This is a genomic window from Lentibacter sp. XHP0401, assembly GCF_025751535.1.
In the GTDB taxonomy this organism is placed as follows: Bacteria; Pseudomonadota; Alphaproteobacteria; order Rhodobacterales; family Rhodobacteraceae; genus Lentibacter.
Window position 1 is genome coordinate 1 of sequence record NZ_JAOWLC010000017.1, and the last position, 12,287, is coordinate 12,287.

Here is a 12,287-nt window from a genome sequence, read left to right on the forward strand (position 1 = left end):
GACTAATGCGACGAAGGACGATCGCAGGATACGGCGCGGCCGGTGCCGGTGCAATTGCCTTGACGCTCTTCGTCGGTTGGTGGCGGGTCGACGGACCCGGTGCGCCCGAACCTATCGGGCAGCGGCCTATGGCTCTGACCGAGATGGATTTCCGCCTGACTGACCATGAAGGCAACGAGGTCGGGCCGGAAACCCTGATCGGGCGACCGACGATGGCGTTCTTCGGTTTCACTTACTGCCCCGATGTCTGCCCGACCACGCTCTCGGACATTTCAGGTTGGCTCGACGATTTAGGAGACGAAGCCAAACAGCTAAACGTGGTTTTCATCACGGTCGATCCCGAGCGCGATACCGTCGAGGCGATGGCAGAATATGTCAGTTATTTCCACCCAGCGATCCGCGGCTGGACGGGACCGGAGGGGCAGATTGCGCGCATCGCGGACGGCTTCCGCGCTGCCTACGAGCGGGTGCCCACGGAAGGCGGCGACTACACGATGAACCACACGGCCAGCGTCTTCCTGTTCGGTGCTGCTGGACGGTTCGTCACCATGATTGACTATCATGAACCGAGGGAATTCGCGGTACCGAAGATCCGCCGCGCGTTGGAAGAAGAAACGGAGGGGGCGACATGAGGCTCAGAACTTTTGCGGCAGGTGTCGCGCTTGCGGGGACCGTTTCGGGGGCGGCTATCGCCTTCCTCGATGTTCTGTCGAAAGAACCCGTGCCGCCAGAACTTGCCCAGGCAGGTAGCTGGATGCCCCAGCGTCCTGAAGCTCCCCGGAGGCTGGACATTCCGTTGTCGCTGCCAGCTACGGCGTGGGCGGAAGATACACCCCGCCTCGGCCCCTTGCCCCTGCTGCAGGTCGCTGTTGTTGACAGGCCGATGCAGGCGATCGAACCGCCCCTGTTGACTTGGTCTCGCGACATCTCTTCTGGTGAAACGCTCGACTCCTTGCTTTCCGAAGCCGGTCTTGCGGGAGCCGACCGGGCGGAAGTCGCCCTTGCACTTGGCGCGGAATACGATCTGCGACGGTTGCGGCCGGGGAATTCGGTCACTGTTGTTTCGACTATGGATGGCAGCCCCCGCACCGTCTCGCTCGCCGTCGAGGACGGGGTGCGGATCGAGGTGCTTTTTGGCGAGCAGGTGTCCACGCAGGTCGTGGCGCCGGATCCGGAGATCGTAACCCTTGCTGGGGAGGCCGTGATCGACACCTCGATCTTCGCGGCACTCGACAATGCCGGCATCCCCGCCCGATTTGCCGTGGACCTTGCGCAAATGCTGGGTGGAACCGTGGATTTCCGCCGTGAGATGGCTGGAGGCGAGACACTAAGGCTTCTCTGGCGCGAGACGCGCGTCGGCGATGACAGGATCGGACAGCCGGACCTCGCCTTCGCCGCACTGGAAATCGGCGATTCGCTTTACGAGATCGTTTGGCCGGACGACGGCAGCGGTCAGGCGACGATCTACGTCGATGGCGAGGCGCTTCGCGTCTTTGCACAGCCGGTCGAGGGCGCGCGCCTTAGCTCGGTGTTCGGGCGCCGCACACATCCGGTCTACGGAAACGTCCGGATGCACACCGGCGTCGATTTTGCCGCGGCAAGCGGGACGCCGGTACGGACGACGGCACCGGGCCGGGTTAGCTTCATCGGCTGGCGAGGCGGCTATGGACGCGTGGTCGAAATCTCTCACGGCTCCGAGACCATGACGCGCTACGCGCATCTCAGCGCCGTGCCGGAGGGCCTAACACAGGGCCAACGCGTGGCGGCGGGAGATGTGATCGGCCGCGTTGGCGCAACCGGCACAGCGACAGGTCCCAACCTGCACTACGAAGTCCTCGTAGATGGGCGTCCGACTGACCCTCTCTCTGACGACCGGCTCGCAGAAGCCGCAGAGAAAGAGGTGGATGATACCGCCGCGCTGTTGCGTCTGACCGAGGCGCGCGCGCTTCTGACTGAAAACCTTGACAGCGAAATTGCCCAGACGACAACCGAAAGGCTCTGACCCATGAAACGCATGACCCAAGCTCTGACCATCGCGCTCGCCCTGTTCCCGGCGGCCCAGGCCCTCGCAGAGGCAACAGCGATAGACGTCCGCAAGACCAACGGATGCGGCTGCTGCCTGTCCTGGATGAACCATCTCGAGGAAAACGGATTCGCGCCGACGGGCGAGAACATGTTTGGCGGGTCGCTGGTTCGTTTCAAGCTCGACAACGGCGTGCCGCAGCGCATGGTCTCCTGCCATACCGCGCTCATAGAGGGCTACGTGATTGAAGGCCATGTCCCGGCCGCTGATATCCGCCGCCTTCTTGAGGAACGCCCGGACGCTGTCGGCCTCGCCGTTCCGGGAATGCCCTATGGCTCGCCCGGCATGGGGCCGGAAGAAAACCGTGAAGCTTATGATGTCTTCCTCATCCGCGAGAACGGGTCGACCGAAGTCTTTTCAAGCTACGCCGAAGGATAATCTGGCCCGCTTATGGAAAACCTGTCTCCGATAATGCTCGGCTTTCTCGGAAGCCTTGCCGCCGGATCGCTAACGGCAGTCGGAGCAATTCCCGTGCTGTTCGGGCGCATCCCGTCGCGGGCGACGCGCGATCTGTCGCTCGGCTTCGCTGCCGGCGTCATGCTCTCAGCCTCGTTCTTTTCTCTGATCATCCCGGCATTGGATGCGGCGGAGCCGATGTTCGAAAACGGCGCGATGCCTGCGGCCATCGTTTGCGTCTCCATCCTTTTGGGCATGGGGGCCGTTGCATTGATGAATGAAAGGCTGCCGCACGAGCATTTCAGAACGGGACGCGAAGGGCCCGAAGCGGCGTCCTTACGGCGGGTCTGGCTGTTCATCATCGCGATCACGATCCACAACTTCCCCGAAGGCCTCGCGGTCGGAGTTGGCTTCGGTTCCGGAGGTATGGAGGGCGGTCTGCCACTCGCTATCGGCATCGGGCTTCAGAATGCGCCTGAAGGGCTGGCCGTCGCGGTATCCCTGTTGGGCGAAGGATATCCGAAGCTGCGCGCATGGGGCATCGCCGCGCTAACGGGCATGGTCGAGCCGATTGGCGGTTTGCTCGGGGCGGGCATCATCACACTGTCGGAACCGCTGCTGCCATGGGGCTTGGCCTTTGCCGCAGGCGCCATGCTCTATGTCATCAGCCACGAAATCATCCCCGAAACCCATCGCAGCGGCCATCAGAACAAGGCAACGCTCGGCTTGGCCGTCGGGCTCGTTTTGATGCTTTTTCTCGATGTTTGGTTGGGGTGACGCAATGCCAGTGCATAAACTATCTCCGGTGATCGGTATTTTTGCGGCGCTTACCGCTTTCGTAATCGATCAGATCACAAAAGCCATTGTTGTGGCGAATGCGGCCTCCTTAAGCACTGGAATCGCCGTGTTTCCAGGTTTTAACCTTGTCTTTTATCGCAATGATGGCGTCACTTTCGGACTACTTGGCGGCGCACCATGGTGGAGCCTCATAGCTCTCGCTCTTGCCATCTGCGGCTGGCTGGGGGTTATGCTGTTTCGCGCCGAAAATGCGGTTGAAACGCTCGCTTTCGGAGCGATCATCGGTGGAGCCTTGGGCAATGTTATTGACCGTGTGCGATATCGGGCTGTAACGGACTTCCTGGATTTCTACATCAACTCAACGCATTGGCCTGCCTTCAACATGGCCGATGTATTTGTCGTCAGTGGCGTGGGGCTCTTGCTGGCCGCACCCTGGATCAGTGCGCGGCGTCCGATCAAGTCGTGAAGCCGGTAATTCTGAACTGCTTCGCTCTGCGCAAACCTCTGCTCTCGCGGATGACGCTTGGTTTCGCCGCCGGGGCGCTGACCGTCCTAACCTTCCCGCCTTTCTCGATTCTCCTGCTTGCTCCCGGTGCCTATTCTGCGTTGTTTGTCGGTCTTCGCGACCTCTCCTTCGGGCGTGCCTTTCTCGTCGGCTGGGCGTTTGGTCTCGGCCAGTTCGGTTTCGGGATTTCGTGGATCGCGGAAAGTTTCTACGTCGAGGCCGAGCGTTTCGGGGCGCTGGCGATCCCGGCCGTCGCGGGATTGTCCGCAGGTCTTGCGATTTTCCCGGCCATTGCCGCCGTGCTCTTCGTCGAAATCGCGCGGCGCAGAGCCATGGGCAGTCTCCTGGCCTGCCTCCTGTTCGCGACCTCCTGGACCGTGGCCGAGTGGTTGCGCGGTCACGTTCTGACAGGTTTTCCGTGGAACCTCGCCGGCTACGCTCTTGTTGATTACGCCGCCCTTCGCCAGCACGCCGCCTGGGTGGGAAGTTATGGGCTAAGCTTTCTCACCGTGTTCGTAGCGGCACTCCCCGGCGCGGCTCTCATGGCGGTCAGGCGACAACGATTGATCATCTCGCTCATGCCGCTGGCCGGCATCGTGACGATGTGGGCCATCGGCACGCTTCGCCTCCAGTCGGATGCACCACAGCCACCGGATGTCGACCTGCGCATCGTTCAGGGCAACGTACCCCAAGCGGAGAAATGGGCGCCCGAGAACCGCGAGGCGACCTTCGCGCGCTATATCGAGCTTTCAACCCAGCCCGGCGATTTCGACGTTCTTCTCTGGCCGGAAACCGCCTTTCCCGGTTTCCTCGATGAGGATGCCCAGGCGCGATCCCGTATCGCGGCTGCGCTTCCGGACGGCAGCGTGCTGCTCACCGGAGTGCCAGACCGTGTACCGAGTGAGGATGGCACCCGATATTTCAACACCGTCCAGGCTTTTGACGATAACAGTGAGATCCTGACCGGATACGCGAAACACCATCTCGTGCCCTTTGGCGAATACGTGCCATTCCGCGGCTGGTTGCCGATCGAGCGGCTGACGGCGGGGCTGGGCGATTTTACGCCCGGACCGGGTCCGCGCACCCTTGCGCTTCCGGGTATGCCGCTGGTCGCCGTGGCGATCTGCTATGAGATCATTTTCCCGGGCCATGTGGTCGACGACATGTTCCGACCCGACTGGATTTTTAACGCGACGAACGATTCCTGGTTTGGAACCAGCATCGGACCCGAGCAGCATCTGGCTTCCGCACGTATGCGCGCCGTAGAGGAAGGCCTTCCTGTCATCCGAGCCGCGAATACGGGCATCTCTGCGGTCATCGACGCGAACGGAGAGATCATTGCGCGGCTCGATACAGGGGAAAGGGGCATCATCGACGCTGATCTTCCCTCAGCGCAGCCGCCTACGCCATATGCGCTTTTCGGGGACGGGATGTTGCTGGCGCTCATCTTGGCTTCGTGGAGCTGGGCTCTGGCGGCCAATGCGACGGCTAACTACCGCCGCATGAGAAAGACCGTCATGCAAAGATGTGGATAGGCGTTCCGTCCTTCACCATTGCATAGATGTCCTCGATCTGCCGATCTGTGACTGCGATGCAGCCAGCTGTCCAGTCGCGGATGTCCGTCGGGTCGATGCCGGGGCGTGGACCACCATGGATGAAGATGTCGCCGCCGGGGGAAAGGCCCTGCGCTGCGGCAAAGGCGATGTCGGCCTCATTTGGATAAGAGATGCCAACTGAAAGATGATACGTACTTTCAGGGTTGCGCTTATCGACTATGTAGGTGCCCTCCGGGGTCCGACCGTCTCCCTCGAATTGCTTGTGACCCTGAGGAGCGAAGCCCAGCCCGATCGGATAGGTTTGCAGCACGCGATCGGATCCGTCGAGAACAAGCAAACGCTGTCCCTTGTAGAGCCGAAGTCGCGTCACTTCGGGTCCGTCATAGCTGCGGAACTTGCCGGCACAGCCCGACAAAAAGGCCGCTAAGCCACCCAACAGGACGGCGCGGCGGGGAAATCGGATGGTTTTCACTGCTCGATGCCTCTTTCGTGAGGTCTGATATGGACATTATGTTACCTTGCAAATGCTGCGTGATCAATGTCCGTGGGCAAGCGCGGCCTTTGCCATCTGTGACCCAACCTGCTCGCCACCGGACGGCGGTGCCTTGGCCTCTTGGCTGTTGAGCAGGCGCAGGGCGTTCGCCACCACCAGCAATGACACACCCACGTCGGCTGCAATAGCGCCCCACATCGATGCCATTCCGAACGCGGTAGCGACAACGAAAACTCCCTTGGTCGCCAAGGAAATACCGATGTTCTGATGGATAATCGACATTGTCCGGCGCGAATGACCGATCAGCCAAGGCACCTTGCCGAGGTCGTCGGTCATGAGGGCAATGTCCGCCGTCTCGATTGCCGCGTCAGAACCAACCGCACCCATCGCGATGGCATAATGCGCGCGCGCCATTGCGGGAGCATCGTTCACCCCGTCGCCGATCATGGCAACCATGTCATGAGTTTTGACCAGTTCTTCGATGGCTGTCACCTTGTCTTCGGGCAGAAGCTCAGCGCGCACCTCGTCGATACCGACCTCGGCGGCAACGGCGCGCGCTGTTCGCTCGTTGTCACCGGTCAGCATGACGATGGTCTTCACGCCCTGCGCGTGAAGTTGCGCCACGATGCCCTTGGCATCAGGGCGGATGCGATCGCGCAGTTCAAGAATGCCCGTCACACCGGATTCATCGCCGACAGCGACAAGGGTGCTGCCGGCGCCTTCGATCCGCTCCCGCAGATCCTTCGGAATGGCGTCGCCGAAACCCTTCTCCTCGGCAAACCGGTCCGACCCCAGCCAGATCGACCGTCCGTCAGTGCGTCCTTCAAGTCCCCTGCCGGGAATGGTGCGGGTATCCTCTGCGGCGGACACCTTGACGCCGTCGGCCTCCGCCCGCGCGAGAATGGCACGCGCCAAAGGGTGCGACGAACGTGCCTCCAGTCCTGCGGCGAGGGTCATCAGATCTTGCGCTGAAGCCCCGCCCAGCGGGTGCACCGCCGCCACTTCCGGCTGGCCCATGGTGATTGTGCCGGTCTTGTCCATGGCCAGCGCCGTCGTCCTGCCCGGCGCCTCTACATAGGCACCGCCCTTGATGAGGACGCCCGCCCGCGCCGAAGCGGTGAGCGCTGCGACGATGGAGACAGGGGTCGAGATGACCAGAGCACATGGGCAAGCGATCACCAGCAGCACGAGGGCATTGTAGAACCAGTAATCCCAGGCTCCGCCGAAGATAAGCGGCGGCAGTAGCGCAATTGCGACGGCGAGAGCCATGACGATAGGCGTGTAGATGCGGGCGAACTTTGCCACCCACTGTTCCACGGGCGCGCGGCGGGCATGAGCGTCGCCGACCATGCGGATGATCTTGGCCAAGACGGTATCCGAGGCGGCCTTCGTGGCGCGCACCGTTAGTGTACCTTCGCCGTTGATCGTGCCCGCATAGACCTCGTCTCCGGCCTCTTTGGGTATCAAAGCACTTTCGCCGGTGATCGGCGCCTGGTCGACCGCGCCCGCGCCACCCGTCACCAGGCCGTCGAGCGGGATACGGTCGCCACCGCGTACAATAAAGCTTGAGCCTACGGCGACTTGCGCCGCCGGCATGTCGGTCTCGCTTCCGTCATCGCGGATCACGCGCGCGGTGGGTGGCGCAAGATCCAGGAGCGCCGACACCGCGTTCCGCGCGCGCCCAACGCTCCAGCTTTCGAGAAAGAGGGACAGCGAAAAGAAAAAAGCCACTGTCGCTGCCTCGAAGAATTCACCGAGCCCGATGGCTCCGGCGACTGCGACAACCATCAGCAGGTTCATGTCGGGCGACAGCCGACGTGCGGACGACCATGCCTTCGGTGCCACAAGCCAAACGCCGAATAGGATAGCAACTGCAAAAAGCCCTGCCTCGGCCAGCGGCATCGGCGCTTCGCCGTGCCCCGCGAAGAGGCCGAGCGCCCCGCCCATACCTGTCTCGACGATGTGCCAGAGAAAACCCGCCGCCCAGAAGCCGCCGCTGAGAGCTGTAAACAGCCGCTGTCGTGCAAGATGGGCCGCTTGGTCGACCGACGCGTTCTCGGCATTCCACGGCTTCGCGGTCATGCCGGTGCTCGCGACAAGTTCCGCAACTTCGTCGTCCGATACACTCTTTGCGCTGTCGAGAATGGTCATCCTCCCGTTGATCACATCGAACGCGAGATGCTCGGCCCCGCCGATCTGTGGGCCGATTACCTTATTCAAGATCGCGACCTCCTCGGCGCAATCGAGGCCGGACACCTGAAAACTGCGCCCGCCGGTTGGGGCGGGCGTCGTCGGTGCGATGTCGCCGCACGTTCCGGCGCTACCACAGCAACTGCCGCCGCTTGCCTGGGCATCTTCGGCGTGATCGTGATCGTGGCGGTGGGTGTCGGACGGCATGAACGGACCTCTGGATTCGGGTGCTTTGTCATGACATAGCCCCTACAGTAGCTAGAGCTTCAAGAGAAAAGTTCGGTGGTATTTCCGTTTGTTTTCTTGCTAGACGATCCGACGACAGCCTCAATCACGGCGTGAGGCATAAAGAGCCGATACTAAGAAAAACAGAAAGGAAAGGAAACTCGATGCAGGTTTTGATGCTGAAGCAAAAAATGATGGTTGCGGTGGCGCTTTTGCTCACGACAGGATGCGCCATCCAGCCGACAGGGCCGAACGACACGGCAGACCAGACGGGCAACGTTCCCGAAGCCGTGGTTGCGATGGCCGCTCCGGATCAGGATGTTGCAACGGCGCGCCTCATGCCGGAAGACGGCTGCTATTGGTACGAACACAGCGGGCCGGTCGAAACGACGCTGCTGCCGTTGCGCACGGCGAATGGTAATCCGATCTGCGTGGCACGCGAAGCTTGAGGACGCGCCACACGTTGCATCAACGCGCCTCAGACCTACGCACCACACTCAACTTCGCGCGGTGACACTGTCCTCCGCTGAGTACAAATGTGCCGTCGATTCGATCTCAACGTTGGGATAAAGTTCGTTAATGTGAGCCATGACCATCCGCACGCAACCCGAACTGGCTCGACCGCCGATACTTCGCGGATAGGGCGTGCCGTGTATTCGAAGATAAGTGTCGCGGTCTCCGACGTACAGATAGATGGCTCGTGATCCCAAAGCGTTTTCGGGGCCGGGTTCCATCCCGTCGGCCCATCGTGCGTTTTCCGGATCCCGCTCGATCATCTTCTGGGTCGGCGTCCAATGCGGCCACCTCACCTTGCGTTTGATCGTGTAGACCCCCGGCTCATATAGGTTGCCCCGGGCAATGGCCACACCGTAGCGCATTGCGGTCCCGCTCTCCTCGATATGATAGAGATACCGCGCGACTGCATCGACATGGATGTCTCCTGGCACGAGTCCGGGTTTCGCGACCACGCGCTGGGGCAAAAAGCGCGGGTGTAGGCCCCAAGGGTTTGACGTGGCCGGATCGAATCCGGGCGGCGTGACTTGCGCGTCCCATTCAGCTTTCTGTGCCTCGGCGGGCCAGGTATCGGCCAACAGGGGGCTGGAAACAGACGCGGAGAATAGCGCCGTTGTTGTTTGAATGAAGTGTCGTCTTGTCAGCATGTCTTACCCTTTCGGTTCCCACCAGCAATCTATGGCAAGAACGGTATCTGTTCACTTTGATTAGATAAGACTTCTAGTGGCTAGAGGTTCAAGGACATATTTTCGTGAACACACACGATCCTTGTGATCCGCAATTTACCATCCGCTACTACGAAAAGATCGGCGCGCCGCCCAGCCTGACCCGGCCTGTTCCCGAGACCACGGTTGCTGCAGAGTCAGATCCTGTCGAAGCTGGCGATGGAGGAAGGCCATATCGCCCGCTTCGCCTGAGCCGCGAACGCCAGTATGGTGAACTTTGACTTGCACGGTGACGGGGGCAGGCAAAGCAGCAACGACAAACAGGGCCGCGCAGTGTCCAAAATACCGGGCGTCTTGCTCGCCGCCTTCACCAGTAATCATAGATGGTGAAGGCACAACCGCATGGAAGCGCCGGCCACAGCGACCTTGCGCACTGGCGAGGAGTATCTCCAACTTCGAGCACCTCGATTGCCAAGGTTCCGGCGGGCTTTGCCTCCTCCTACCGGAACTTTGGCCGACTGGCACGCACCCGTCAGGATACCGAGCGATGACGCTCATCTCTTAGGTCGTGGTGCGCCACATCCGATATCGTCCCTGCCCAGTCACCTCGCGGATCAGGCCTCGCGTTTCCATCCAGGCGAGGTTTCGCTGGACGGCGGCCCGGCTGGCACCGGTCAGGGTCTCGGCCATTGGGGCGGAGACGACGGGCCATTCGGTCAGCACGGCACGCAATGCTGGTGGTGTCTTCCCAGAGAGCGGGGCCATCATGTTTTCCGCCCGAGCTGACCATGTCTGGATATCGTCGAGGTGTCGCATTGCTGTCAGGCATGCTGTTTCCATTCCCTCGAGCCAACGCTCTAAGCGCTCAGCCGATGGGCCACTGGCGCTCAGCCCCCCTGCCCCGCGTGTAGCCAGAGGCGCAAAGATGGCCCCCCCATTCGAACTCGGGCCTTCGCTGGCGGCAATGCGTGCGGCAGTAACCGCGGCTTCCATCCGGTCGCCCTGTTGCCCGAGGCCCGCAAGGCTCCAGATGTGAAACCCCATGCAGGCGCGTGTGATCGGGTGCAGGTCGGCGGCTTGCGCCATCAGGTCAAGCCAACCGCCCGCGCGATCCGCAAAGGGCTCGGCTTCATCCGCCATGTTTTCGGGGTCACGGCGATCGAGGAAAGCGGATAGGTCCACCTCTGGGCCGGGACCGCCTGTCAGACGCCGCACCGCCCATCCGACACGTGCGAGCGCTGCGGTGTCGTCCTGCACCCCGGACAAGCGCATGGATATCCAAAGCGCCAGCCGATCCGGGCCAATTCGGTCGCCTGCAAACCAGCTGAGGTCTGCCGCCTCCATCAGCGCGAGCCTGTGCCGCCAGCCCTCCGGACCACGGTGCAGACGGTCATCCAGTGCGCCAATCCGGCCAGCCACGCGGGCGAGATGGGCGGCATTGCCTGCCTCTGCCTTCCGCCAATCGTCGAGGACTGCGGTTTCACGCAGCTCTGCCCTCGGTCCGGGCGGCAGATAATCCGGCTCCACTTCCATCGGACCGGGCAGGAACCACAGGTCGTCCTCAGACGCCTCTTCGAGCCCCTCCTCATCCACTAGAGGGTCGTCAAAAATATCATACTGCGTGGATACTTGAGGCTTCATATGTGCAAAATACGGCACTTTTGCATTTTACCCAAGTGTTTTGTCAGAGTGCGCCTGCACACCTTATATAGCACGCGCGCTCGGTGGTCTGCGAGATTTCTCTGATCGCGCTCAGCGTATGGAAACCAACGGCTTTATGATGAACAACGCCACAGAGCGCGCCATTGCATCTGTTTACAAACGGTCGTTTAGTGCCGCTATATGAAACTGCAAAAGGCCTGTTTTGATGCCATTGATAGGCTACGCGCGCGTTTCAACCGAGGATCAAACCCCCCTGCCCCAGTCTGAGGCACTGCAAACTGCAGGATGCGTCGAGATCCATGAAGAGCACGCCTCTGGCGGCAATCGTTCGCGGCCGGTGCTTGCCCGCGTGTTGGAGCGCGTGGCGAAAGGCGACACGCTGGTTGTCGTGCGCATCGACCGGCTGGCGCGATCACTGTCGCATCTCTTGGAGGTGATCGAGCGGCTTGAGGCGAAGGGCGCGTTCTTCCGTTCCATTCAAGACCCGATCGACACGGCCTCGCCGCAGGGCAAGTTCACGCTGCAAGTCTTGGGTGCTGCGGCCGAGTTTGAGCGCGCCCTGATCCGGGAACGCACGAAGGCCGGCTTGGCGAGCGCAAGGACCAAAGGACGCGTGGGCGGCAATCCGGGCCTGCGCGCGCGAGACCCTGCCGCACAGCGCAAGGTGCGGCTGGCGCGGCAGGACGGATATATGGAACGACTAAACGAGACCGCGCAAGACTGGGTGCCGCATGTACGCCGGCTGCGCCCTGATATGGCTTGGGAGGATGTGCTGCGCATCATCAACGGCCCCTTGCCAGAGGCGCGTCGCTGGACGCAAAGCCGCCTGCTGCGTGCCGTGAAGGCCTATGTGCGCGACGGCTTCTTAGCAGAAACAGTGCTAAGGCGTGCCGGACGCCGCGAAACGGACGATCGCCTGCCCGCCATTGTCGCAGGCATCAAGGGCGCCAAACCCGACATGACGCTACAGGCCATCTGTGATCGGCTGGAGACTATGCGTGAGCGGACACCGCGCGGAAGGTCCAAGTGGCAGCCGTCATCGGTGAAAATGCTACTGGAACGCGCTGAGAAACTTGGGTTGCTTGACTGAATTGAGTAGTGCCTGCGCTTGTGTCTGTGTGGTTGAACCACACCATATCTAGAAAGAGCTTGCACGAATCTGATAGCTCGGGCAATAGTCTCGATAAATAACGCGCGATCA

The 12,287-nt window shown here is 61.5% G+C and carries 13 protein-coding genes; 9 read left to right on the top strand and 4 right to left on the bottom strand.

Annotated features, from left to right (window positions below):
• The first annotated feature begins 5 nt into the window (after nt 1–5).
• The 6 genes from OE750_RS17300 to lnt are packed head-to-tail and all read left to right on the top strand — an operon-like array spanning nt 6 to nt 5,317.
• A complete protein-coding gene (locus tag OE750_RS17300; RefSeq protein ID WP_050525820.1) occupies nt 6–632 on the top strand; it encodes an SCO family protein in 627 nt (208 codons plus the stop codon).
• Nucleotides 629–2,002, top strand: coding sequence for a M23 family metallopeptidase (locus OE750_RS17305; protein WP_263765569.1), 1,374 nt, complete (start codon nt 629–631; stop codon nt 2,000–2,002). The genes OE750_RS17300 and OE750_RS17305 overlap by 4 nt, the downstream gene beginning before the upstream one ends.
• 3 nt (nt 2,003–2,005) lie before the next feature.
• The gene (locus tag OE750_RS17310; RefSeq protein ID WP_165198130.1) at nt 2,006–2,461 is read left to right on the top strand and encodes a DUF411 domain-containing protein; all 456 of its coding nucleotides are present in this window, start codon (nt 2,006–2,008) and stop codon (nt 2,459–2,461) included.
• 12 nt (nt 2,462–2,473) lie between these two features.
• Nucleotides 2,474–3,256 carry a ZIP family metal transporter gene (locus tag OE750_RS17315; RefSeq protein ID WP_027238629.1) on the top strand — a complete coding sequence of 261 codons (783 nt, stop codon included), beginning with the start codon at nt 2,474–2,476 and terminating at the stop codon, nt 3,254–3,256.
• Complete coding sequence (lspA, locus tag OE750_RS17320; RefSeq protein ID WP_206601931.1) at nt 3,240–3,743, top strand: signal peptidase II; 504 nt, start codon at nt 3,240–3,242, stop codon at nt 3,741–3,743. The genes OE750_RS17315 and lspA overlap by 17 nt, the downstream gene beginning before the upstream one ends.
• A 50-nt stretch (nt 3,744–3,793) precedes the next feature.
• A complete protein-coding gene (lnt, locus tag OE750_RS17325; RefSeq protein ID WP_263765570.1) occupies nt 3,794–5,317 on the top strand; it encodes an apolipoprotein N-acyltransferase in 1,524 nt (507 codons plus the stop codon).
• Here the strand turns inward: lnt and OE750_RS17330 are convergent.
• Together OE750_RS17330 and OE750_RS17335 are read right to left on the bottom strand one after the other, a co-directional pair.
• Complete coding sequence (locus OE750_RS17330) at nt 5,298–5,810, bottom strand: L,D-transpeptidase family protein (protein ID WP_009807972.1); 513 nt, start codon at nt 5,808–5,810, stop codon at nt 5,298–5,300. The two genes, lnt and OE750_RS17330, sit on opposite strands and share 20 nt — an antisense overlap.
• Before the next feature lie 63 nt (nt 5,811–5,873).
• On the bottom strand, nt 5,874–8,228 hold the full coding sequence (locus OE750_RS17335; protein WP_263765571.1) for a heavy metal translocating P-type ATPase: 2,355 nt from the start codon (nt 8,226–8,228) through the stop codon (nt 5,874–5,876).
• Nucleotides 8,229–8,410: 182 nt separating this feature from the next.
• On the opposite strand from OE750_RS17335, the gene OE750_RS17340 reads away from it, so the two are divergent.
• Nucleotides 8,411–8,695: a hypothetical protein gene (locus OE750_RS17340; protein WP_027238624.1), complete on the top strand. Its 285-nt coding sequence runs from the start codon at nt 8,411–8,413 to the stop codon at nt 8,693–8,695.
• 48 nt (nt 8,696–8,743) lie between these two features.
• Here OE750_RS17340 and OE750_RS17345 read toward each other — a convergent pair whose 3' ends face one another.
• Nucleotides 8,744–9,406, bottom strand: a complete 663-nt coding sequence (locus OE750_RS17345) for a L,D-transpeptidase (RefSeq protein ID WP_263765572.1) — start codon at nt 9,404–9,406, stop codon at nt 8,744–8,746.
• A gap of 104 nt (nt 9,407–9,510) precedes the next feature.
• Here OE750_RS17345 and OE750_RS17350 point away from each other — a divergent pair, with 104 nt between their 5' ends.
• Nucleotides 9,511–9,705, top strand: a complete 195-nt coding sequence (locus tag OE750_RS17350; protein ID WP_263765573.1) for a hypothetical protein — start codon at nt 9,511–9,513, stop codon at nt 9,703–9,705.
• Between the two features lie 280 nt (nt 9,706–9,985).
• Here the strand turns inward: OE750_RS17350 and OE750_RS17355 are convergent, their stop codons facing one another.
• Entirely contained in the window at nt 9,986–11,065 is a 1,080-nt protein-coding gene (locus tag OE750_RS17355) for a hypothetical protein (protein WP_263765574.1), read from the bottom strand.
• Nucleotides 11,066–11,291: 226 nt separating this feature from the next.
• Between OE750_RS17355 and OE750_RS17360 the strand changes: the two genes are divergently transcribed.
• The gene (locus tag OE750_RS17360) at nt 11,292–12,176 is read left to right on the top strand and encodes a recombinase family protein (protein ID WP_263765611.1); all 885 of its coding nucleotides are present in this window, start codon (nt 11,292–11,294) and stop codon (nt 12,174–12,176) included.
• Nucleotides 12,177–12,287: the final 111 nt, after the last annotated feature.

Excerpts from the sequence above, each read along its gene's own strand:
- OE750_RS17300 (WP_050525820.1), top strand. The coding sequence starts at position 6 with ATGCGACGAAGGACGATCGCAGGATACGGCGCGGCCGGTGCCGGTGCA.
- OE750_RS17305 (WP_263765569.1), top strand. The coding sequence starts at position 629 with ATGAGGCTCAGAACTTTTGCGGCAGGTGTCGCGCTTGCGGGGACCGTT.
- OE750_RS17310 (WP_165198130.1), top strand. The coding sequence starts at position 2,006 with ATGAAACGCATGACCCAAGCTCTGACCATCGCGCTCGCCCTGTTCCCG.
- OE750_RS17315 (WP_027238629.1), top strand. The coding sequence starts at position 2,474 with ATGGAAAACCTGTCTCCGATAATGCTCGGCTTTCTCGGAAGCCTTGCC.
- lspA (WP_206601931.1), top strand. The coding sequence starts at position 3,240 with ATGTTTGGTTGGGGTGACGCAATGCCAGTGCATAAACTATCTCCGGTG.
- lnt (WP_263765570.1), top strand. The coding sequence starts at position 3,794 with ATGACGCTTGGTTTCGCCGCCGGGGCGCTGACCGTCCTAACCTTCCCG.
- OE750_RS17335 (WP_263765571.1), bottom strand. The coding sequence starts at position 8,228 with ATGCCGTCCGACACCCACCGCCACGATCACGATCACGCCGAAGATGCC.
- OE750_RS17340 (WP_027238624.1), top strand. The coding sequence starts at position 8,411 with ATGCAGGTTTTGATGCTGAAGCAAAAAATGATGGTTGCGGTGGCGCTT.
- OE750_RS17345 (WP_263765572.1), bottom strand. The coding sequence starts at position 9,406 with ATGCTGACAAGACGACACTTCATTCAAACAACAACGGCGCTATTCTCC.
- OE750_RS17355 (WP_263765574.1), bottom strand. The coding sequence starts at position 11,065 with ATGAAGCCTCAAGTATCCACGCAGTATGATATTTTTGACGACCCTCTA.
- OE750_RS17360 (WP_263765611.1), top strand. The coding sequence starts at position 11,292 with ATGCCATTGATAGGCTACGCGCGCGTTTCAACCGAGGATCAAACCCCC.